The organism is Silicimonas lutimaris (genome assembly GCF_047314965.1).
In the GTDB taxonomy this organism is placed as follows: domain Bacteria; phylum Pseudomonadota; class Alphaproteobacteria; order Rhodobacterales; family Rhodobacteraceae; genus JAVJUV01.
Genome location: NZ_JBLBVK010000055.1, coordinates 1 through 20,321 on the forward strand (window position 1 = coordinate 1; position 20,321 = coordinate 20,321).

Annotated in this window: 21 protein-coding genes and 1 tRNA gene; 11 read left to right on the top strand and 11 right to left on the bottom strand. The window is 62.8% G+C overall.

The features are described from left to right. Positions 1–268: 268 nt before the first annotated feature. A tRNA-Thr gene (locus ACKLNI_RS15915) sits at positions 269–344 on the bottom strand. 43 nt (positions 345–387) lie between these two features. Then, positions 388–2,052 (bottom strand): ABC transporter permease, encoded by a 1,665-nt coding sequence (locus ACKLNI_RS15920; RefSeq protein WP_413720077.1) that lies wholly within the window; start codon positions 2,050–2,052, stop codon positions 388–390. A 91-nt stretch (positions 2,053–2,143) separates the two neighbouring features. Between ACKLNI_RS15920 and ACKLNI_RS15925 the strand changes: the two genes are divergently transcribed. Then, positions 2,144–3,022: a hypothetical protein gene (locus ACKLNI_RS15925; RefSeq protein ID WP_413720078.1), complete on the top strand. Its 879-nt coding sequence runs from the start codon at positions 2,144–2,146 to the stop codon at positions 3,020–3,022. Between the two features lie 273 nt (positions 3,023–3,295). Here the strand turns inward: ACKLNI_RS15925 and ACKLNI_RS15930 are convergent, their stop codons facing one another. Next, complete coding sequence (locus tag ACKLNI_RS15930) at positions 3,296–3,553, bottom strand: DUF2312 domain-containing protein (protein WP_413720079.1); 258 nt, start codon at positions 3,551–3,553, stop codon at positions 3,296–3,298. A 121-nt stretch (positions 3,554–3,674) separates the two neighbouring features. On the opposite strand from ACKLNI_RS15930, the gene ACKLNI_RS15935 reads away from it, so the two are divergent. Further along, positions 3,675–3,890 (top strand): hypothetical protein, encoded by a 216-nt coding sequence (locus ACKLNI_RS15935; protein WP_413720080.1) that lies wholly within the window; start codon positions 3,675–3,677, stop codon positions 3,888–3,890. On the opposite strand, the gene ACKLNI_RS15940 is transcribed toward ACKLNI_RS15935, so the two are convergent. The 3 genes from ACKLNI_RS15940 to ACKLNI_RS15950 form a co-directional block, all read right to left on the bottom strand. Continuing rightward, entirely contained in the window at positions 3,887–5,977 is a 2,091-nt protein-coding gene (locus ACKLNI_RS15940) for an enoyl-CoA hydratase-related protein (protein WP_413720081.1), read from the bottom strand. The genes ACKLNI_RS15935 and ACKLNI_RS15940 overlap by 4 nt on opposite strands. 69 nt (positions 5,978–6,046) lie before the next feature. Further along, a complete protein-coding gene (locus tag ACKLNI_RS15945; protein WP_413720082.1) occupies positions 6,047–6,259 on the bottom strand; it encodes a hypothetical protein in 213 nt (70 codons plus the stop codon). A 136-nt stretch (positions 6,260–6,395) separates the two neighbouring features. Then, on the bottom strand, positions 6,396–6,722 hold the full coding sequence (locus ACKLNI_RS15950) for an ArsR/SmtB family transcription factor (RefSeq protein WP_413720083.1): 327 nt from the start codon (positions 6,720–6,722) through the stop codon (positions 6,396–6,398). Positions 6,723–6,828: 106 nt separating this feature from the next. Between ACKLNI_RS15950 and ACKLNI_RS15955 the strand changes: the two genes are divergently transcribed. The 4 genes from ACKLNI_RS15955 to ACKLNI_RS15970 are packed head-to-tail and all read left to right on the top strand — an operon-like array spanning position 6,829 to position 9,000. Next, positions 6,829–7,698 (top strand): MBL fold metallo-hydrolase, encoded by an 870-nt coding sequence (locus ACKLNI_RS15955; RefSeq protein WP_413720084.1) that lies wholly within the window; start codon positions 6,829–6,831, stop codon positions 7,696–7,698. Between the two features lie 3 nt (positions 7,699–7,701). Beyond that, positions 7,702–8,127 (top strand): YeeE/YedE family protein, encoded by a 426-nt coding sequence (locus ACKLNI_RS15960; RefSeq protein WP_413720085.1) that lies wholly within the window; start codon positions 7,702–7,704, stop codon positions 8,125–8,127. Further along, the gene (locus ACKLNI_RS15965) at positions 8,127–8,558 is read left to right on the top strand and encodes a DUF6691 family protein (RefSeq protein ID WP_413720086.1); all 432 of its coding nucleotides are present in this window, start codon (positions 8,127–8,129) and stop codon (positions 8,556–8,558) included. Before ACKLNI_RS15960 ends, ACKLNI_RS15965 begins: the two co-directional genes overlap by 1 nt. Before the next feature lie 7 nt (positions 8,559–8,565). Next, complete coding sequence (locus tag ACKLNI_RS15970; protein WP_413720087.1) at positions 8,566–9,000, top strand: protein tyrosine phosphatase family protein; 435 nt, start codon at positions 8,566–8,568, stop codon at positions 8,998–9,000. On the opposite strand, the gene ACKLNI_RS15975 is transcribed toward ACKLNI_RS15970, so the two are convergent. The 5 genes from ACKLNI_RS15975 to ACKLNI_RS15995 form a co-directional block, all read right to left on the bottom strand. Next, positions 8,997–10,049, bottom strand: a complete 1,053-nt coding sequence (locus ACKLNI_RS15975; protein ID WP_413720088.1) for a FliM/FliN family flagellar motor switch protein — start codon at positions 10,047–10,049, stop codon at positions 8,997–8,999. The two genes, ACKLNI_RS15970 and ACKLNI_RS15975, sit on opposite strands and share 4 nt — an antisense overlap. Before the next feature lie 61 nt (positions 10,050–10,110). Then, positions 10,111–12,792 (bottom strand): ATP-binding protein, encoded by a 2,682-nt coding sequence (locus tag ACKLNI_RS15980; protein ID WP_413720089.1) that lies wholly within the window; start codon positions 12,790–12,792, stop codon positions 10,111–10,113. Between the two features lie 3 nt (positions 12,793–12,795). Then, positions 12,796–13,068, bottom strand: coding sequence for a hypothetical protein (locus tag ACKLNI_RS15985; RefSeq protein ID WP_413720090.1), 273 nt, complete (start codon positions 13,066–13,068; stop codon positions 12,796–12,798). After that, positions 13,068–13,433, bottom strand: a complete 366-nt coding sequence (locus tag ACKLNI_RS15990) for a response regulator transcription factor (protein ID WP_413720091.1) — start codon at positions 13,431–13,433, stop codon at positions 13,068–13,070. Before ACKLNI_RS15990 ends, ACKLNI_RS15985 begins: the two co-directional genes overlap by 1 nt. Positions 13,434–13,517: 84 nt before the next feature. Continuing rightward, positions 13,518–14,870, bottom strand: a complete 1,353-nt coding sequence (locus ACKLNI_RS15995) for a short-chain fatty acyl-CoA regulator family protein (protein ID WP_413720092.1) — start codon at positions 14,868–14,870, stop codon at positions 13,518–13,520. Between the two features lie 228 nt (positions 14,871–15,098). Between ACKLNI_RS15995 and ACKLNI_RS16000 the strand changes: the two genes are divergently transcribed. From ACKLNI_RS16000 to ACKLNI_RS16020, 5 genes are all read left to right on the top strand, one after another. Then, entirely contained in the window at positions 15,099–16,448 is a 1,350-nt protein-coding gene (locus tag ACKLNI_RS16000) for a substrate-binding protein (RefSeq protein ID WP_413720093.1), read from the top strand. 80 nt (positions 16,449–16,528) lie between these two features. Then, positions 16,529–17,560 carry a branched-chain amino acid ABC transporter permease gene (locus tag ACKLNI_RS16005; protein WP_413720362.1) on the top strand — a complete coding sequence of 344 codons (1,032 nt, stop codon included), beginning with the start codon at positions 16,529–16,531 and terminating at the stop codon, positions 17,558–17,560. A gap of 3 nt (positions 17,561–17,563) precedes the next feature. Beyond that, positions 17,564–18,778 (top strand): branched-chain amino acid ABC transporter permease, encoded by a 1,215-nt coding sequence (locus tag ACKLNI_RS16010; protein WP_413720094.1) that lies wholly within the window; start codon positions 17,564–17,566, stop codon positions 18,776–18,778. 12 nt (positions 18,779–18,790) lie between these two features. Beyond that, positions 18,791–19,549, top strand: coding sequence for an ABC transporter ATP-binding protein (locus tag ACKLNI_RS16015; protein WP_413720095.1), 759 nt, complete (start codon positions 18,791–18,793; stop codon positions 19,547–19,549). Positions 19,550–19,562: 13 nt separating this feature from the next. Then, entirely contained in the window at positions 19,563–20,318 is a 756-nt protein-coding gene (locus tag ACKLNI_RS16020) for an ABC transporter ATP-binding protein (RefSeq protein ID WP_413720096.1), read from the top strand. Positions 20,319–20,321 lie beyond the last annotated feature (3 nt).

A 20,321-nucleotide genomic window follows, 5' to 3' on the forward strand; every position in this document is an offset into this window, starting at 1 on the left:
CTGTTCGTCACCACTGGCGTGCCACGCGACGAAAGCAACGCTGACCGGGAAAAGGGCCTAGTCAGCACAAGTCATGATCCATGACTATCAGGTCTCTTGTTTTCAGTATGCTTTCGGCATTCACGTCCCTGCTTGCGGGAAGCCATTTGCGGATTCGCCGGATACCGAAAAATCTATCCTTTGAAAGCCTGGTGAAAGCCAAACTTAGACTGCCGACTTCAACGACAGGTCAACTGTCATGTAAGAAACTGATTTATTTAGATTTCTGTGGTGCCCCCAGAGAGACTCGAACTCCCGACCCACTGATTACAAATCAGTTGCTCTACCAGCTGAGCTATAGGGGCACGACGCGCTCTCTAGCAACCTTGCGCATCGACGGCAAGATATTCAGCGCGTGCGCAGCATCTGGCGGGCGACCAGCGCCACCGCCAGCAGGCTGACAGCGATGATCAGGATCGCCGAGGGCGCCGCGTCGGCGATCTTCTCCAGCGTTGCCTGCTCGTGGGCGCGCGTCGCCAGCGTGTTGAAGTTGAACGGCCGCAGAAGGAGCGTCGCCGGCAGTTCCTTCACGCAATCCACGAAAACCAGTAACAACGCCGTCGCGACCGAGCCGCGGATCAGCGGCGCGTAGATCCGCCTCAGCGTGCCGCCGGCCGTCTGACCCAGCGTGCGCGCCGCCAGCGGCAGGCTTGGCGCGACCCGCCCCATCGCGGCATCCGCGGCGCCCTCGGCGATGGCGAAGAACCGCACCGCATAGGCATAGACGATCACCGCGGCTCCCCCGGTCAGCATCAGACCCGGATCGGAGCCCGTCAGCGCCAGAACAGTATCCGCCAGCGCGTTGTCGAAGGCCCCCAGCGGGATCAGCAGGCCAACCGCCAGAACCGCCCCTGGCGCGGCATAGCCGATCGTGGTCACCGGCAGCAGAAGCCGCGGCAGTTCGCGCCGAGTCAGCCGCGCGCCATAGACAACGAACAGCGAGGCCAGAACCGTCACCACAGCCGCCGCCCCGCCCACGGCAACCGTGTTCGTCAGGGCCTCGCCCAGCCCCGGTGCCAGCCAGCGTCCGGGGCGCGTCAGCGCATGATGGGCCAGAACCGACACCGGCAGCACGAAGCCCGCGATCACTGGAACGGCGCAGAACGCCGTCACCGCCCAGGCCAGACGGCCCTTCAGGCGCACCACCGGAAGATCGCGCTCGCTCCGCGACATGCGGTAGAACCGGCTGTGCCGGCGGCTCACCTTTTCCAGCGCCACAAGCGCCAGGATCATCGCCAGGATCACGCAGGCGATCTGCGCCGCACCGCCCGCGTTGCCCGCCTCCAGCCAGACCGAGAAAATCCCCGTGGTCAGCGTCTGCACGCCGAAGAAATCCACCGTCCCATAGTCGTTCACCGTCTCCATCATCACGATGGCGGTGCCCGCCGCGATGGCCGGGCGCGCCAGTGGCACGCCGATCGCCCAGAACCGCCGGAACGCATTGGCGCCAAGCGCGCGCGCAACTTCATGGGCGCTGCCCGACTGCTCGCGGAACCCGGCCCGCGCAAGCAGGTAGACATAAGGGTACAGCGACATCGTCAGAACGAATATCGCCGCGTAACGCGATCTTATATCTGGAAAAAAGTAATCCCGTGCATCCGCCCAGCCGAATATCGCGCGCAGCCCTGTCTGGACCGGCCCGGCAAATTCCAGAAAGTCCACCAGCGCATAGGCGCCCAGGTACCCCGGCACGGCCAGCGGACATAACAGCGCCCATTCCAGCACCTTCTTGCCCGGAAAGGCGTACATCACCACCAGCCACGCGGTCAGCGTCCCGATCACCGCCGAAAGTCCCCCGACCCAGACCATCACCACCAGCGTGTTCGCCGCATAGCGCGGCAGGCTGGTCGACATCAGGTGCCCCCAGATGTTCTCGGTCGGGTGAAAGGCGATCCAAACCACCGACAGGATCGGCATCAGGACCAACGCCGCGATCAGCAACGCGCCAAGAGACCAGCCGCTCGGCAGGCCCGGCACGCCGAGGCGCGGTAGTTGAGTCTTTTCGTCGGTCATCGCCCCGAAGGTCTAGAGCGAAACGGGTTTCCCTGTCCAGTGACCGCGGCTATCCTTCGGCCACGGGCAGAGAAGAAATCGACGCAGGCACATGAACATCGTCTTCCACCTCGGAATGCATTGCACCGACGGCGGCCTGCTGATCCGCTCGCTACTGCAAAACCGTGCCGCCCTTGCCGCCGATGGCATCTGCCTGCCCGGCCCCATGCGCTACCGCGAACTTCTCGGGGAGACCTCGACGCGGTTGCGCGGCGAACCGGCCCCGCCCGAGACCGAGGCAATGATCCTCGAGCGTATCGCCGCCGCCCCCGGCACCGAACGGGTGGTGCTCTCGAACGAAAACTTCCTTTGCCGCTCCGATGTCGCGCTCGGCCGGGACTGTCTTTATCCGAAAGCGATGAAATCGGCCTGGTTGCGCCAGTGTCTGCCCTCTCACGAGGCCGAGTTCGCCATCGCGCTTCGGAACCCGGCTTCTTTCCTGCCCGACCTCATCGCCGGGCTCGGCGGCCCTCCTCCGCCCGAGGACCTTCTGGCCGAGGGCGTCTTTCTCGACGATCTGCGCTGGTCCGACGTGATCCGCCGCATCGCCGAGGCCAACCCCGGCTGCCCGATCACCGTCTGGTGTCACGAAGACACGCCCTTCCTCTGGCCGCAAATCCAGCGGGAACTGGCCGGTCTCGACCCTTCGCACACGCTCGACGGCGCGCTCGACATGGCCGAAACCATCATGACGCCGGAAGGCTACACGCGCCTGTCCGAGTTCCTCGAAACCCGCGACGTCCGCGTCGAAACCCGGCGCCGCCGCGCCATCGCGGCCTTCCTCGATGCCCATGCGCTCGAAGACCAGATCGAAGCCGAAATCGACCTGCCGGGCTGGACGGAGGAGACGGTCGAGACCCTGACCGCGCTCTACGACGAAGATGTCGAGGAAATTGCGCGCATGCCGGAAGTCACCTTCCTGGACGCCTGACTTTTCAGAGAGTTGCGCGTCAAAGCTCAGGCACATGGGCGTCGCATGCACCCTTGCGCGGCCCGATCCGCCCAAATCCTTAACAGGCTGTTCATTTTCGGAGCGTGCGAGCAGTTAACCCCGGGGTCCGTATGGCAGGTTGCCATACGTTTTGCCGACGCTCCGCAGACGCCTTGCCGACCGCCCCTGTCGCTTGTTTTCCTCACCCGTTAACGCCGGGGCGCGATTCGGCCCGCCGGGGACCGCGCGCAGGGCAGCGAACGTTGCGCTGGATCACATCCCAAGCGCTTCCTTGTACATCTCGAGAACCGCCTCTTCTTCGGCAATCTCGTCGCGGTCCCGTTTCCGAAGCGCGATGACTTTCCGCATCACCTTGGTGTCATACCCCCGCCCCTTGGCCTCGGCCATGACCTCTTTCTGCTGGTCCGCGATATCCTTCTTCTCGGCCTCAAGCCGTTCGAAACGCTCGATAAATTGCCGCAACTCATCGGCGGTGACGCGGTAGCTCTGGTCGGGGGCACTGTCGTTCATCGGAAGCCTCTCTGGGGTACTGGAACCCGTTCGATAGCGGTCCGGGGCCGCCGCTTCAAGGGCTTGCGAAGCGCGGCCCAAGCGATTACCACCCCCCGGTCCCGAAGTGGCGGAGAGTGGCATGGAAAATCTGATCTGGATCGGCGCGCTGGTCACGCTTCTCGGTGTCGGGGGACTGGTCTGGTGCGTTGCGACCGCGATGCGCGCCAAGCGTCAGGGTCTCGATGAAAACGCAATGAAATCAAAGCTTCAGACGGTCGTGGCCGTCAACATGGGCGCGCTCTTCCTCTCGGCCATCGGCTTGATGATGGTCGTCGTCGGGATCCTGCTGGGCTAGGAATTCAGGTCGTCGAAGGTCTTTTCCGACCGGATCAGATCCTGGAAGATCGGGTCCGGAGGCGCAATCCGCGCCGACTCCTGTGACAGCTCCACAAGCACGTCGCGCACCTCGGAAAGCCCAAGAAGATCAGCGGCATACATCACGCCGCCTGTGCGCCGCGCAAAGCCCAGCGCATGCACCGCGACCATGTCGATATCCGCCGGACGCCGGACGATCCCCTCCGACAGCATCTGCGCCCCCGCGCCCGCCATCGCCGCCACGCAACGTATCCGCACCTCGCCATCGCTGAGCGTGCGCGTACTGATGCTCTTGGCGGCCCGGTCCGCCTCGATCAGCGCCGTCACTTCCGGGTCCTCGACGCCCATCTTTCCACGCTGCTGATACAGGAAATAGCCACGGCCCACCGCCAACCCGGTCCGCCCCGCTGCGATCAGCGCCGCGTCCAGACCGCTTCCCCGCGCGCCCTCGGCGCCCCGGTTGCCATTGTCGCGCTTCAGCCCGACGATGTCGCGGAACGTGAACGAGCCATAGGGCAAACCCCAGTCCCGCAGGGCCGTGTCGATCTGCAACACGCGACCGCCGTCTTCCAGGCAGAGGTCAGCCGCCGCGTGAAGCGCCGCAACCAGCCGCGAGGCCACACTGTAAGGCTTTGGTTTCACGTCAAGAATAAGCCTGTCCAGCTTGCGCATCAAGGCACGCGCCGTCGCCACGGCCTTCGGGCCAGTCTTGTCCGTCACGGCGAATTCCACCAGCCGGTTCTGCCTCAGGCCCGTGGGGAAGCGCATGCTGACCACGTCTGCTTCACGCCCCGTCCCGGCAGCGACTTCAGCCGGATCGCTCCCTTCGAGGCCAAGCGCCAGAACTGACCCCTCGCGCATGGACGTATCCAGTTCCTTCACCCTCTCGGCAGAGGCGGAGGCGAACGGATCCACCACGATGTCGGAATCGATCAGCTTGCTGAACCCGCTGACCGCATGCATCCGGTCAAGGATCTGCTCCACCCCGTCTTCGGTCATCTTGCTGGCCGCAACGCGCGCATCGAAATGCTCGATGATCCGCGACACGCCGGTTTCCAGCGCCTCGTCGCTGTCCTCGGCGACCGTCACGTCGAAACCGGCATCAAGACACAGGACCGCAAGCTCGGCGCCCTCGGCCTGCGCGCCGATCACCGCCACGCTTTTCAAGGGGCGTGACCCGACCCGGCCCTCCCAGCGTGTGGCGGCCTGAAGCTGCCGCTCGGCCGCGAAGATATGCCTCAGAGAGCGGGAATGGTCCGAGTTTACAAGGTCTTCGTAGGCGGCCAACTCCAGCCCGCGCCCGATATCATAAGGCAGAAGAAGCGCCGACTCGACACATTCGATCAGGCGCAAAGGCGCCTCCAGCGGCGATTTCGCGGCGATCTTCCGGTGCTGCGCAACCGCCTCCAGGAACGCCGTCCCCTCGCCCAGCCGGTCCCGCCGCGTCGAGGAACGCCGCAGGCTCCCGGCGCTGTCGGCCAGCTTGCGCGCGGCTTCGACCGCCGCCTCCAGCGTGTCGCCCGCCGCCAGAATGTCGGCCAGTCCCAGCTTGGCCGAGCTATCGCCCGAAACCGCGCGGCCGCTCAGAAGCATCTTCAGCGCGGCAACGCCCCCCACAACCTTGGGCAATCGCTGCGTGCCACCGGCCCGCGGCACCAGCCCGACCGTGATCTCCGGACTGCCAAGGCGGCTCGCCGGATGCACGACCCGAAGATGCGCCGCCAGCGCCAGTTCCAGACCGCCCCCCAGGGCCGAGCCACGGATGGCCGCGACCACCGGCTTGTCACAGGCTTCCACCCGGTCGCAGAGCGCGCCCAGATCGGGCACATCCGGCTCGTCGGCCTCCGAGGCCGAAGCACCGGCCGCAAAGACATCCCCGGCCCCTGCCAGCACGATCGCGCGCACCGCGTCATCCGCTTCGGCGGCATCCAGTTCAGCGACCAGTTTCGCTCGAATTTCGGCAGTAAGCGTGGCCAGTGGCGGATTGTCGATCGTGAGAATGACCACGTCGCCGCGAGCCTCGCGACGCACCGTGTCGGCCGAAATCACCTGCTCTTCCTTGCCCATGGCTTTTCATACGCCAACGGGGACAAAAAACAAGGCTGCGTGACCTTGATCCGCGCGGGTGTCCGCCGGTCAGACGGGCACGTTGTCCCACATGTCGTCGGCCTCGTCAGGCTGAGGGACAGGCACGACCCGCACCGGGGAAATCCGCACGACAGAGGGATTTTCAAAGCGGGCTCGAAGCAGAGCCTTCAGCTCGGGAGCACGTTCAGGATGCGCGATCAGGGTCTCGACGATCCTGTCCATCTCATCTTCCCACTTCGCCTGGCGCATCAGCTGTGTCATGGCAAAACCTCCCTGCGAGCCTTTTCAGCCGCTCTACCTACGGTAGATTAACAGATGTTTCATGACAGACATGTTATCCTGCCGCAGGTTGCAGGCAGAAAAGGACAAACGTCCAAATAACGTGCAAAATGATGAATTATCGACCAGTCAGAGGTCGGCAAAATTCCGCGTAAAGCACATTTATAATCGGTCGGACGCGGGTGTCGGCCAGTGAATAGTAAACGATTCGCCCGTCTCGACGCGCCGTTACAAGCCCCTCACCACGCAAACGCGCCAGTTGTTGGGACACATAGGCTTGCCCCAGACCAATCGCGTCTTCCAACTCTCCGACGTTCTTTTCGCTCTCCAGAAGATGGCACAACAAAAGAAGCCTAGAAGGATTGGATAACGCACGCAGACAGGTCGAAGCCTCTTGCGCGGCATCGGCCATCACATCGTGATCGATAACAGCATCGAAACTCATGGCATCACATCTCTACTCAACCAACATGCATCCGGACGATAACTCAGGCTACTCTTGCAATCCATTCAAAAAAATGCATATGATTGAAAAGCACTAGGAGATCATCATGCATCCAGTTGTTACAGCATTCTTCGATGAACCCACAAACACAATTTCGTATGTGGTCAAGGACCCGACAGGCTCGTCCTGTGCAATCATAGATAGTGTGCTGGACTTCGACTACTCATCCGGACACACGGATACCGAGAGCGCCGACGAGATCATCGCCTTCGTCGAGAAGGAGGGTCTGAAGGTCGAATGGATCCTCGAAACCCATGTCCATGCCGACCATCTCAGCGCCGCGCCGTACCTTCAGCAGCGGCTGGGCGGCAAGATCGGCATCGGCGAGAAGATCACCGTCGTGCAGGACACGTTCGGCAAGGTCTTCAACGAGGGCACCGAGTTTCAGCGTGACGGCAGCCAGTTCGACAAGCTCTACGTCGAAGGCGACAGCTTCCATATCGGACAGTTGCGCGGCGACGTGCTTCACACCCCCGGACACACGCCCGCCTGCCTCACCTACGTGATTGGCGACGCGGCCTTCGTGGGCGACACGCTCTTCATGCCCGATTTCGGCACCGCGCGCTGCGATTTTCCGGGCGGATCCTCGGAAACGATGTACGAAAGCGTCCAGAAGATCCTGTCTCTTCCCGACGCCACGCGCATTTTCGTCGGCCACGACTACAAGGCGCCGGGCCGGGACGAATACGCATGGGAAACCACAGTCGGCGAGCAGAAGGAAAAGAACGTCCATGTCGGCGGCGGAAAGAGCAAGGAAGAGTTCGTCACCATGCGCGACGCGCGTGACGCCACCCTTGCAATGCCGAAATTGATCATTCCCTCGCTTCAGGTGAACATGCGCGCGGGAAATATGCCGGAACCGGATGCACAGGGTGACGTGTTCCTGAAGGTGCCGGTCAACAAGCTGGGAAAGTAAAACATGCCAATTGAATGGATTTATGGCCTCGTCGGCGGGGTCATAATCGGAGTGGCGGCGGCCGTTTACCTTCTGGTGAACGGCCGCATCATGGGGGCGTCTGGGATCATCGGCGCCCTTGTCGACGGGACCGCGAAGGACAGCTGGTCCGAGCGTGCCGCCTTCCTCGCCGGTCTCGCCATAGTTCCCGGCATCATGGCCATGGTGATGGGGGGCGCGGACACCCACATCACCGGCAACGTCGTCGTTGTGGCGCTAGCCGGGCTTCTGGTGGGCGTCGGAACGCGGATCGCGAACGGCTGCACCTCGGGGCACGGCGTCTGCGGCATCAGCAGGTTCAGCCTTCGCGGCATCGTCGCAACGGTTTTCTACATCGGCGCAGGCGGCCTTATGGTGGTCTTCGCCCGTCACATTCTGGGGATCGTCTGATGCGGCTCTTGTGGTCTTTCATTGCCGGCGGAATTTTCGGCGCCGGCCTTCTCATCTCCGGCATGACCGACACGCGCAAGGTTATCGGGTGGCTTGATATCTTCGGAAGCTGGGATCCGACGCTGGCCTTCGTGATGGCCGGCGCCGTGGTCGTCATGGGCATCGCCTGGCAGATCGCCGCCCGCCGCGGCCAGCCTGTTCTCGGCGGCGCATTTCCCGAAGCGCCCGCACCGCGCGTCGGGCGCAACCTCGTGATCGGCTCGACGCTGTTCGGCATGGGCTGGGGCCTGGCCGGGCTCTGCCCCGGCCCGGCGATCGCGTCCCTCTCCTGGGGAGGTACAGGCGGGCTGGTCTTCGTGGCCGCAATGGCCCTTGGCATGTTCGCCGCTCCGCCGCTAAAGTCGCGGCTGGAACAGCAACAGGCGACGTGAGTAGTCCATGACCGTAGCAAGATACCTGACCGAGACATTTGCCGTCGCACCCCAGATTGCGATCGAAGACCTGGCCGACCTGAAGGCCCAGGGGTTCAAGACGATCGTCTGCAACCGGCCTGACGGCGAAGTCCCCGAGGAACTGAGTGCCGCCAACATGGAGCGCGCCTGCAGGGAACTGGGGCTCGAATTCGTGATGAACCCGCTCAGCCATGGTTCGCTTTCGCCGGACCATATCGAAATCCAGCGGCGGGCAGCCACGTCGGACGGCCCGGTCCTGGCCTATTGCGCTTCCGGCAACCGCTCCAGCATCCTCTGGGGGCTGGCGATGGCGGGAACACACACGACTGAAGATATCCTTAACCGCACGACCGCTGCCGGCTACAATCTTCAGGCCCTCGTGCCGCAACTGGACGCAATCGCCGCACGCAGCGCCGGCTAGTCGGGAAGATCCGGCAGGTCAGGAAGCTCTGGCAGATCGGGAAAGTCGGGCAACTCCGGCAGATCGGAAAGGCCCGGCATGTCAGAGGTGCCCCCGTTCTTGTTGGGCACCACCCGCGAGGCGGCTGGCAAGGCGGCACCCAGAAAGTCACTTGTGCCCGGACCGGGAAGGCTCGGCCCAGCTGACGGTTCCTGTCCAAGCAGCCGCACGGCCTTCTTGCCGCCCGCTTGCCCCAGCCGGGCGGTGGCGACCTGTTCGCCCTCGTGGCCCTCGACCGAGACGGCCTGAAGCGCCGTGATCGGCACCTCCAGCACATCGCCCAGCGCCAGTCCCGAGACCTGCCCCAGCGTGGAGGGCAATCGGGTCAGCACCACAGACAATTTCGTTCGCGTCTCGACTATCGCTCCGCAAAACTCCTCGGCAAGCCCCTTGTTCGCCTGTCCCTGATACGGCTTCGGCACCGGAATTGCGAAGAGCAGCCGCCCCGTCTTCGCGCCTCCCGCCAACTCCAGCGTAACCTGCAGAGTGCGAAACTCGCCGGGGTCCAGCGCAAGATCGGCAGCCCGCGCATTCGCAACCGTTCCCGCCCGATAGTGATCCGCGAAAGGCACTCGGTCGGCGATCTCCTGATGTCCGGCCTCGGTCTTGGCGGTCGAAATCCACCGGTCGACGATGTCGCTTGCCACGATACCATCCGTGCGGGTCGGCACCCGATCGGTCGGCTCGCCGCTCGACACGCGACCGGACATCTGCATCTCGATCAGAGCAGAGAGCAAAGCGGGAGACAGGACGCAAAGACCGGGGGACCGCTTGTCGGACTTCATCATGTAGACAAGATCATGGGGCGTCAGCGCCGCGATCACGTCGGCTTTGTTCTGCTGTGCCGGCGTGACTTCGATCACCATGACCTGCAACCCCAGCAGCTCTTCCGCATCGCGTGGCATGGTCTTGGCCAGCATATGCTGCAAAGCGCCCTGGCCCGGCACCGTCGGAGGTCGGGGGGGCGCCAGCTTCCGGCGCATGACGGTCTGGGCGTCGGTCTCGGGCATGAAATTCCTGGCAGAACGTTTTCCGCCGTCATCGCCCGATAAGGTTACGATAGGGTTAGGCTCAGGCCGCTTCGGCGCGCCTGTGGGGAAGCGTGACGCGGAACGCGGCACCGCCCTGCCCCGGCAGATAGGTGATCGCGCCGCCCAGCCGGTTCATCACTTCGCGCGAAATCGCAAGTCCCAGACCCGCACCGCCTGCAGCGCGATGATCCGTGCCGCGCGCGAACTTCTCGAAAATGAGCTGCTGCGCGTCTCTCGGGATTCCCTTTCCGTTGTCGATGAAATCCACAACCCGGCGTCCTGCGATATCGCGCACCAAGATTCGCAACGACGGCGCCTCGGCATCGCAGTATTTCTGCGCGTTCGAAATCAGATTGATGAAGACCTGAGACAGCCGGTCGCTGTCGGTGAACAGCACGATGCGTTCCTTGGCACGCTCACGCTCAATGGCCAGTGCCGGTGTCAGATCGCGCTTTTCGGTCGCTGAAACGGCGCGGTCCAGGATATTCTCAAGAAAATCTTCCCGCTCATTCAGAACGACCTGCCCATTCTCCAGAACGCTGAGATCAAGCAGATCGTCGAGAAGCCGCGTCAGGCGGATCGCTTCATCATGGATGATCTGACTGTAGCGGCGCCGGTCATCCGCGCTCATCTGCTCGCCGCCCATCAGGATTTCGCTGAAAGAGCGGATCGAGGTCATGGGCGTCCTCAGTTCGTGGCTGATCTGGCTGAGGAAAGCGTCCTTCTGCACGGAAAGGGCCATGAGTTTCTCGTTGGCCTCGCGCAACTGTCGCGCCGTTCGCCCCAGTTCGGCCGACTTGGCCTCGAGCTGGTTCGAGTATTCCAGGATCTGCTGAGCCTCGTCGGCAACCTTCATCAGATCTTCCACCGATACCGACACACCGCCGGTCAACTGCGCGATCATCGCATGTGCTGTGGCCGCTCCGACTGACCCCGCCAATTCGCGTTCCAGCCGCTCCAGGAATTCCGGGGTCACATCAGGCAGAAAACCCTGCTTGCCCTGGGCCGAAGCCTCGGCAACGAACAACGCCTGCGCTTCGGACGCCCCCATGATGCGCTGCGACATCATCAGCAGGTCTTCGGCCTCGGCAATCCCACCCTGCCAGCCGCCCGCGCTTTCCGCGTAGCGCAGGATATTGACGAAGGTCGCGCCCTGAACCCGTTCCAGAGGGTTCGGGAAGGTCAGAAGCGACACAACCAGAAAGGCGGTCGTATTCAGAAGGATCGACCAGAACACCGAGTGCACCAATGGGTCCATGCCTTCGATGCCGAAAAGCGCCTGCGGCCTTAGAAGCTCGAAACCGAACGGTCCGGCAGCGAAAACCGAGGACGACAGAACCGCGCCCTGCCCGAAACTCGGCAGGAAGGAGGTCCAGAGCCAGACCGCGAATCCCACGCTGATCCCCGCGGCCGCTCCCCAGCGCGTGGCGCCGCGCCAGAAGATACCGCCCAGAAGCGATGGCAGGATCTGCGCCACGCCGGCAAAGGACACCAGCCCGATCGCCGCCAGCGCGGCACCGCCGCCCGATAGTCTGAAGTAAAGATAGCCCAGCGCCAGGATGCCCGCGATCGACAGCCTTCGCGACAGCAGCACGACGTGGCGGACATCTCCGGTGATGGTCGCGCCGCCCTGCCGCGCGTTCAGCCAGATCGGCATCACGATATGGTTCGACACCATGGTAGAAAGCGCGATGGCCGCCACGATCACCATCGAGGTGGCTGAGGAAAACCCGCCAAGAAAGGCCAGCGTCGCCAGCGCCCCCTGATCGAAGGCGAGAGGGAGTGTCAGAACGAAAAGGTCCGGGTTCGATCCCTCGGGCAACACCGCCAGGCCGACGACAGCGATAGGGGCGACGAACAGGCTCATCAGCATAAGGTAGGCGGGGAACGCCCAGCTTGCCGTGGACAGGTGGCGCTCGTCCGAGTTCTCGACGACCATCACCTGGAACATGCGCGGCAGACAAAGGAACGCGACAGCCGAGAGGAAGACCAGCGTCAGCCACCGGTCAGGTCTCAGGTCCCAGACAGCGATCGGCGCCTCTTCGATACGCGCCATCGTTTCGCTCACTCCGCCGCCGACCGAAAAGACGACAAAAACCCCTACGGCCAGCAGCGCGACCAGCTTGACCACCGCCTCGACGGCGATCGCCATGACGACGCCATGGTGCCTTTCGTTCGCATCGAGGTTGCGCGTGCCGAAAATGATGGTGAACACAACAAGGCCCGCTGCCATCAGCAGTGCGGTATCCCAGCCGCCCTCATCAGCCAGCCCCCGCCCCGAAAAGACGTCGAAACTCAACGCCACCGACTGAAGCTGAAGTGCAATGTAGGGAGTGGTGCCGACGACGGCCAGAAGCGTGACCAGAACGCCAAGCAGGTTCGATTTTCCGAAGCGTGACGAAATGAGGTCCGCAATGGAGGTGATCCGCTCCGTCCGCCCGATCCGCACCAATCGGCGCAGAAGGCTCCACCAGGCCAGCATGACCAGCGTGGGGCCCAGGTAGATCGTGATGAACTCAAGCCCCGAGCGCGCGGCGTAGCCCACCGCACCGTAGAAGGTCCATGCTGTGCAGTAGATCGACAGGGACAGCGTGTAGACCAGCGGCGCGCGGACCCAGCCGACGCGTCCGCGCTCCGCGCGCTTGTCGGCCCAGAATGCCACCGCGAACAGCAACACGACATAGGCCAGGCAGATGACGATCAGCAAGTTGAAGGACAACATGGGTCAGCCCTCGCCGGTCGGCCGTTTCCCGGCCTCGCCCTGAGCGGGCTCGGTCGTGCCCAGATAGTGCGACAATGCGGCCGCCACGAGAACCAGCAGCCCCCAGACGACGAAAAGATACACGATGCCGCCCGAGGTGGTGGCATCCCTGGACCAGAGAATCGGCAGCAAGACCAGAACGAGCCCGAAGAACGGAAGGAACTTCGCGGCATCCCCGATCCGGCGCCTTCGATAGCTTTGCCGCTCGAGGAAGACCGGTTCGGGCCGTCGCGCCATCAGCCAGCCAGCTCCCGCACAGTAGCCAGGATCTCGTTATTCGCAAAAGGCTTCGTCATGAACCGGGTTGCCCCAAGCTTTTCAGCAAGCTCGCGGTCCTTTTTCTGGCCCCGTGCGGTCAGCATCAGAACCGGCAATTGCCCAAGACCGGCGTCACCGCGCAAATCGTGCAGGATGTCATACCCCGAACGGTTCGGAAGCATGACGTCCAGAATCACGACATCGGGCGCACGGCTTCGGATTGTCTCCAACGCGGTACTGCCGTCCGAGTGGGTGTCCACGCGAAACCCCTCCCGAGAAAGGATGAATCGAATGGCTTCGATGATGTTCGGCTCGTCTTCGATCAGAAGGACCCGTCCGGGCATCGCCAATCCCCTCCCCTGGACAGACGAACGCATGCATTATCGGGACTATTGCCCGACTGAACACCACTGTCAAAAGACTAGCGGTCAAATCGCTGATTTTTCCTGCACTTCAGCGACCGCCGGAAGCTCTCTCCGAGCGACCAGCGACGGTTCGCGGCGTGCGGGGCAGCGTGGTTGCGCACAAATGCGGCAACTCGTTCCCACACCGACCGCCGCCTCGCCCTCGCCAAGACCCTGCCTTGGCGACAACAGCATCCATGCCTCGACCACGCTGGGACCGTCGAAACCTGAGGGATGATCGACCTCGGCCACCGCCCAAGCGGTAAAGGCGGCCTCGTCCCGGCCGCTCATGATCAGCGTCTGACGGACGGGCTGCATCGGCCGCTGCAACGCCTGGAACAGAGGCCACAGCGGACAGGCCGCACCGTACCGCGGCAGATCGAAACCGCTGATCGGTTTGCGGAAAACCAGCGTCCCGGAGCCATCGCAGGCGACGAGACCCCGGGGCGACCCATCCGGGAAAGCCCTGGCAGGTAAGGTGGAAAGCCTCCTGAAGATGACGGAGAGGGATACACCAAAGCGGGCAGCCAATTGCGCCGGATCTCCGTTCCACACCTCGACAGCGGATCGCAACGCCTCCTGCGGCACCGCCGCGGCATCAAGGGCATACTGCTCCAGGAAAGCCTGAGCCAGGTGACGGGACGCTGCCGAGACCAAAGCGTCGGAAGCGTCGACAATGCCTTGCGTGTCCGCTGCGGCGTCCTGTTCCAGCTCCGGAACGGACCAGCCTGTCCCCTCCAACCATACTTCAAGCTCTTCCTGCGGAAGGCTCATCCCTCGCTCGACATCGGCTCCGGCATCCAGGTAGGACACCAGCTGCTCGGCGCTCTGTGCCAATCTCCGGCTGTCTTCAAGGATGTTGCGGTGGAACCGAGCCTGCCATTCCGGCGCGATTTCCCCGCCATCGGCGAGGATCGCACTGGCCGAGCGGATCGCCGTGACGCTGGACAGGACATCGTGCAGCGACGCCGAGAGAAACGGGTCGTGGGTCAGTCTGTCATTCAATCCTTCGACCACGCGCTCAAGACGCTGCGCCTCGCGGTGTTGGGCCTCAACCAGCCGCGCCCAGCCCGGAAAACGTCCGGCGAAGTCTTCGGCCCTGTCCGTCTCGGCCCCGGTATCCGGGTGCCGGGACGCGGCGCTTTCGACCGACGATGTCAGCGCCCTCTCGGCCCCTTCGCTCAAACTGGCGGGATCGACATTCAGCGAGCGCGCAAGACGATTCAGCAGCGCGCCGCCGATCTTGCGGCGGTTGTGTTCGATGAGGTTGAGGTAGCTGGCCGAAATGTCGCACCTGCGCGCCAACTCGGCCTGACGCAGCCCCCGGTCAAGCCGCAACGAGCGGATTCTAGAGCCGGTCAACTGCCGCGTGTTCACGCTAAACCTCCATATTTTTCAATGCGTTTCTGCCAGCGCAAGAAAATTTCTTTACAGAATATAACACATCTTTGTGTATATGTTTACAGAAAAAACTTTTGACCACATGGCCTTGTTGAAAAGTTTTCTTACTAAGCGCGATAAATAAGGCACCTTGTAAAGGTCCGGCCGTCTGTGGAGGAGCGGCTGCTCCGCCATCGGGCCGGAATTTCCAAATGGGAGGACTATATGTCGAAATCCAACATTACACGTCGCGGCGTCATGAAGACCAGTGCGGCAGTCGGCGCGGGTCTCGCTCTGCCGACGATCTTCACCTCTCGGGTGAACGCTATGACCAACGAGCCCACAGGCTCGACGGTCACGCTGGGCTTCAACGTGCCCCAGACCGGCCCTTACGCCGAAGAAGGCCTTGACGAACTGCGCGCGCAGGAGCTGGCGGTTCAGCACCTGAACGGCGAAGGCGACGGCGGCATGCTGAACACCTTCTCGTCCAAGGTTCTCGACGGCACCGGCATCCTGGGCAAGAAAGTCCAGTTCGTCACCGGCGACACCGCCACCAAGTCGGACGTCGCCCGCGCCGCCGCGCAGTCGATGATCCAGAAGGACGGCGTCACGATGATCAACGGCGGCTCGTCCTCGGGCGTGGCCATCGCGGTTCAGGGCCTCTGCCAGGAAGCTGGCATCATCTTCATGGCCGGCCTGACCCACTCCAACGACACAACCGGCAAGGACCGGAAAGCCAACGGCTTCCGCCACTTCTTCAACGGCTACATGTCCGGTGCTGCTCTGGGTCCGATCCTTCAGAAAGAGCTCGGCAGCGATCGTCGCGCCTACCACCTGACCGCCGACTACACCTGGGGCTGGACCCAGGAAGAATCGATGATCGGCGCGACCGAAGCGATGGGCTGGGAAACCGCCAACAAGGTGCTGACGCCGGTCGGCGCAGGCGACTTCTCGTCCTACATCACGCCGGTTCTGAACTCCGGTGCAGACGTGCTGGTCCTGAACCACTACGGCGGCGACATGGTCAACTCGCTGACCCAGGCCGTTCAGTTCGGCCTCAAGGACGCTCAGGTCAACGGCAAGGACTTCGCCATCGTCGTTCCGCTCTACTCGGAACTGATGGCTGCCGGTGCCGGCGAGAACATCAAGGGCGTGCTCGGCTCGATGAACTGGAACTGGCAGCTGCCGGATGCCGGCACTCAAGCCTTCGTCAAGTCGTTCGGTGAAAAGTACGGCCGTCCGCCGTCAAACTCGGCACACACCTGCTACGTGCAGACCCTGCTTTACGCAGACGCCGTGACCCGCGCCGGCTCGTTCGAGCCCTGTGCGGTGGTCGAAGCCCTGGAAGGCTTCGAGTTCGACGGTCTGGGCAACGGCCCGACGCTTTACCGCGCCGAAGACCACCAGTGCTTCAAGGACGTGCTCGTCGTGCGCGGGGCCGAGAACCCGACCACCGAATACGACACGCTTGAAATCGTCGAAGTCACGCCGGTGGCACAGGTCACCTATCCGCCCGACCACCCGATGTTCGGTGGACCGGAAGCCTCGCTCGGCGAGTGCAACAACGGCGCGTGACGCCTTTCGGGACGGGCGATCATCGCCCGTCCCTTCCGCCCGATGGGGCGACTTCCGCAACGAATTAATAGGGTGGAATGATGGACGCGCTCATCCTTCAGATTCTCAACGGGCTCGACAAGGGCTCGGCCTATGCGTTGATCGCGCTGGGTCTCACGCTGATCTTCGGCACGCTCGGCGTGGTCAACTTCGCGCATGGAGCGCTCTTCATGATTGGTGCCTTCTGCGCCGTAACCATGCAGCGCCTGCTGGGATTGAGCTTCACCACGATCGACGAGACCAAGAAGGACTTTCTTGGCAATCCCCTGAAAGTGGAGCAGCCCTATGTCGAGGCATGGTTCGGCCCGGAGGTTGGGCAAGCCCTGATCGACTGGTCGGTTCCGTTGGCCATCATTCTCGCCATTCCGGTCATGCTGATCGTCGGCTTCGTCATGGAGCGCGGCCTGATCAAGCACTTCTACAAGCGCCCCCACGCCGACCAGATCCTCGTCACCTTCGGCCTCGCCATCGTGCTCCAGGAAATCGTGAAGGCCTACTACGGCGCCAACCCGATCCAGACCCCGGCGCCCGATGCTTTCGTCGGCTCGTTCGACTTCGGCGTTCTCCTCGGCTTCGATCCGAACACTATCATCTACCCGTTCTGGCGCCTGATATACTTCATCTTCGCAATGGTCATCATTGCCGCGGTCTTCGGCTTCCTGCAGTTCACGACCTTCGGCATGGTCGTCCGCGCCGGCATGGCCGACCGCGAGACGGTAGGTATGCTGGGCATCAACATCGACAAACGCTTTACCATCATGTTCGGCATAGCCGCCTCGGTCGCGGGGCTTGCGGGCGTGATGTACGGTCCGATCCTTGCGCCCAACTACCACATGGGCATGGACTTCCTCGTCCTCTCCTTCGTCGTGGTCGTCGTCGGCGGGATGGGCTCTCTGCCCGGAGCAGTCGCCGCAGGCTTCCTGCTCGGCATCCTGCAGAGCTTCGCCTCGATGAACGAGGTCAAGAACTTCCTGCCGGGCATCGACCAGATCGTCATCTATCTGATCGCCATCGTCGTGCTTCTCACCCGCCCCCGCGGGCTGATGGGCCGCAAAGGCGTCATGGAGGAATAATCAATGCTGGGGCTTAATAAAAAAGACCTGACGCTGTTCGTCATCGTTGTGATCATGGCGATCTGTGCGCCGATCATCCTAAACCCCTTCCCGGCGGACAGCGGCCTTGCCCAGTTCAACGCGGGTTACCCGGACCTGATGCAGCGGTTCCTGATCTTCGGGATCTTCGCGATCGGCTTCAACATCCTCTTCGGGCTCACGGGTTATCTCTCCTTCGGCCACGCGGCCTTCCTCGGGATAGGTTCCTACGCCACGGTATGGATGTACAAGCTCCTCAGCTTCAACGTCCTGCCCGGCATCATTCTCGCGATCGTGGTCTCCGGCCTCTTCGCTCTGGTGATCGGCTACATCTCGCTGCGGCGCTCGGGCATTTACTTCTCGATCCTGACGCTGGCCTTCGCCGAGATGTGTTACCGGATCGCCTATTCCGACCTGATCGGCCGCTTCGTCGGCACGACGGTGACGAACGGCGAAACCGGCCTCCAGGTATACTCGAACGATCCGCAATACCTCCTCGGCGCGGGCGACCCACAGAACACGCATTTCTTCGGGTTCCAGATGGCTTCCAGCAAGGTCATCGACTTCGGCGCGTGGGAGTGGACGTTCAACTTCGGTTACTACTTCTGCGGCGTGATCTTCCTTGCGATGTTCTACCTTGCGATCCGCATCTTCCGTTCGCCTTTCGGGATGATGCTGCGCGCGGTCAAGTCGAACCAGCAGCGTATGAACTACACCGGCCTGAACTCGCGGCCCTACACGCTTGCGGCCTTCGTGATCTCGGGCATGTATGCCGGCCTTGCCGGAGCTCTCCTCGCGGCGATGGACCCACTGGCGGGCGGCGAACGGATGTTCTGGACGGAATCCGGCGCGGTTGTCCTGATGACCATTCTCGGCGGCGCGGGCACGCTCGTCGGACCGATCCTCGGTGCGGGCTTCATCAAGTACTTCGAGAACATCTTCTCGAAGATCAACGACAACGTGTTGCACCAGTGGTTCTCGTTCATGCCTGACGGGATCGAAGACCTCCTGGTCACGGTCATCCACCCCTTCGTGGGCAAAGGCTGGCACCTGACGCTTGGCATCCTCTTCATGCTGGTCGTCATCTTCCTGCCCGGCGGCCTCGTCGAGGGCGGCCAGCGGATCGGACGTCTCATCGGAATTGGCCGCAAGGCCAAGTCCGATGCGGCCGACGCCGCCGCCAAGACACCTGCGGAATAAGGAGATATTTCGATGGGAATTCTTGAAGTCAAAGGTGTCAACAAGCGCTTCGGTGGCCTTCAGGCGCTAGGCAACGTGAACCTCTCGGTCGAGGAAAACACCGTTCATGCGATCATCGGACCGAACGGCGCGGGCAAATCGACACTGCTCAACTGCCTTGTCGGCAAACTGATCCCCGACACGGGCTCGGTCATGTTCGACGGCCAGTCGGTGCTGGGGCGCAAGCCCCACGAGATCAACCAGATGGGCATCAGCCGCGTGTTCCAGACGCCCGAGATCTTCGGCGATCTGACCGTGATGGAGAACATGATGATCCCCTGCTTCGCAAGGCGCGACGGAGCGTTCCGGCTGCATGCCTTCGAAAGCTTCTCAAACGAGAAGGAGTTGATCGAAAGGGCCGAATCCATGCTGGAAGACGTCAACATGATCGACAAGCGGCACATGCACTCGGCCTCGATGTCACGCGGCGACAAGCGGCGTCTCGAAATGGCGATGTGCCTTGTGCAGGAGCCTAAACTGCTGCTGCTCGATGAGCCGACCGCAGGTATGGCACGGGCCGACACCAACAACACGATCGACCTCCTGAAGGAAATCAAGTCCAAGCGCGACATCACCATGTGCATCATCGAACACGACATGCACGTGGTCTTTTCGCTGGCCGAACGCATCACGGTTCTGGCACAGGGCACGCCCCTGGTCGAAGACACGCCGGACAACATCAAGGGCAACCCGAAGGTACAGGAAGCGTATCTCGGCGAGTCGGCGCACTAAGGGAGGGCAAACCATGCTCGACGAAAAACCGTTCAACCCGAACGCCAATCACGCGGCGACCGCCCCGGCCTATCTCTCGGTCTGGAACATCGAGGCCTACTACGGCGAGAGCTATATCGTCCAGGACGTCAGCTTCAACGTGCACGAAGGCGAGATCCTTGCCCTGCTCGGCCGGAACGGCGCCGGCAAGACCTCGACGCTTCGCGCCATCGCGCGGATGGACAATCCGGAACTGCGTCATGGCGAGATCTGGCTCGATCACAAGCCCCTCCACAGCATGACCAGCTACGAAGCGGCCCAGTCCGGTATCGCACTCGTGCCCGAAGATCGCCGGATCATCCCTGGCCTGACGGTGGAAGAGAACCTGAAGCTGGCCCAGATCGCCCCGCCGATCGGCTGGTCGCTCGAACGCATCTACGACCTGTTCCCGCGTCTCGGCGAGCGCCGGACACAGGACGGCGTGACACTGTCGGGTGGTGAGCAGCAGATGCTGGCCATTGCCCGCGCGCTGGCCCGTGACATCAAGGTGCTCCTGCTCGACGAACCCTACGAGGGCCTCGCCCCCGTCATCGTGCAAGAAATCGCTAAGACGCTGAACGTTATCCGCGATCAGGGCATCACCACCATCATCGTGGAGCAGAACGCTGTGGCGGCGCTGAAACTCGCCGACCGGGCGGTCATCCTTGATACGGGTCAAGTCGTCTACGACGATTCTGCGCAAAAGGTACTCGAAGACGAGGCGCTGCGCGCCAAGTACCTCGCGATCTGACTT

What these genes read in the sequence shown, in the direction of transcription:
- ACKLNI_RS15920 (WP_413720077.1), bottom strand. Translation starts at nt 2,052, where the DNA reads ATGACCGACGAAAAGACTCAACTACCGCGCCTCGGCGTGCCGGGCCTG.
- ACKLNI_RS15925 (WP_413720078.1), top strand. Translation starts at nt 2,144, where the DNA reads ATGAACATCGTCTTCCACCTCGGAATGCATTGCACCGACGGCGGCCTG.
- ACKLNI_RS15930 (WP_413720079.1), bottom strand. Translation starts at nt 3,553, where the DNA reads ATGAACGACAGTGCCCCCGACCAGAGCTACCGCGTCACCGCCGATGAG.
- ACKLNI_RS15935 (WP_413720080.1), top strand. Translation starts at nt 3,675, where the DNA reads ATGGAAAATCTGATCTGGATCGGCGCGCTGGTCACGCTTCTCGGTGTC.
- ACKLNI_RS15940 (WP_413720081.1), bottom strand. Translation starts at nt 5,977, where the DNA reads ATGGGCAAGGAAGAGCAGGTGATTTCGGCCGACACGGTGCGTCGCGAG.
- ACKLNI_RS15945 (WP_413720082.1), bottom strand. Translation starts at nt 6,259, where the DNA reads ATGACACAGCTGATGCGCCAGGCGAAGTGGGAAGATGAGATGGACAGG.
- ACKLNI_RS15950 (WP_413720083.1), bottom strand. Translation starts at nt 6,722, where the DNA reads ATGAGTTTCGATGCTGTTATCGATCACGATGTGATGGCCGATGCCGCG.
- ACKLNI_RS15955 (WP_413720084.1), top strand. Translation starts at nt 6,829, where the DNA reads ATGCATCCAGTTGTTACAGCATTCTTCGATGAACCCACAAACACAATT.
- ACKLNI_RS15960 (WP_413720085.1), top strand. Translation starts at nt 7,702, where the DNA reads ATGCCAATTGAATGGATTTATGGCCTCGTCGGCGGGGTCATAATCGGA.
- ACKLNI_RS15965 (WP_413720086.1), top strand. Translation starts at nt 8,127, where the DNA reads ATGCGGCTCTTGTGGTCTTTCATTGCCGGCGGAATTTTCGGCGCCGGC.
- ACKLNI_RS15970 (WP_413720087.1), top strand. Translation starts at nt 8,566, where the DNA reads ATGACCGTAGCAAGATACCTGACCGAGACATTTGCCGTCGCACCCCAG.
- ACKLNI_RS15975 (WP_413720088.1), bottom strand. Translation starts at nt 10,049, where the DNA reads ATGCCCGAGACCGACGCCCAGACCGTCATGCGCCGGAAGCTGGCGCCC.
- ACKLNI_RS15980 (WP_413720089.1), bottom strand. Translation starts at nt 12,792, where the DNA reads ATGTTGTCCTTCAACTTGCTGATCGTCATCTGCCTGGCCTATGTCGTG.
- ACKLNI_RS15985 (WP_413720090.1), bottom strand. Translation starts at nt 13,068, where the DNA reads ATGGCGCGACGGCCCGAACCGGTCTTCCTCGAGCGGCAAAGCTATCGA.
- ACKLNI_RS15990 (WP_413720091.1), bottom strand. Translation starts at nt 13,433, where the DNA reads ATGCCCGGACGGGTCCTTCTGATCGAAGACGAGCCGAACATCATCGAA.
- ACKLNI_RS16000 (WP_413720093.1), top strand. Translation starts at nt 15,099, where the DNA reads ATGTCGAAATCCAACATTACACGTCGCGGCGTCATGAAGACCAGTGCG.
- ACKLNI_RS16005 (WP_413720362.1), top strand. Translation starts at nt 16,529, where the DNA reads ATGGACGCGCTCATCCTTCAGATTCTCAACGGGCTCGACAAGGGCTCG.
- ACKLNI_RS16010 (WP_413720094.1), top strand. Translation starts at nt 17,564, where the DNA reads ATGCTGGGGCTTAATAAAAAAGACCTGACGCTGTTCGTCATCGTTGTG.
- ACKLNI_RS16015 (WP_413720095.1), top strand. Translation starts at nt 18,791, where the DNA reads ATGGGAATTCTTGAAGTCAAAGGTGTCAACAAGCGCTTCGGTGGCCTT.
- ACKLNI_RS16020 (WP_413720096.1), top strand. Translation starts at nt 19,563, where the DNA reads ATGCTCGACGAAAAACCGTTCAACCCGAACGCCAATCACGCGGCGACC.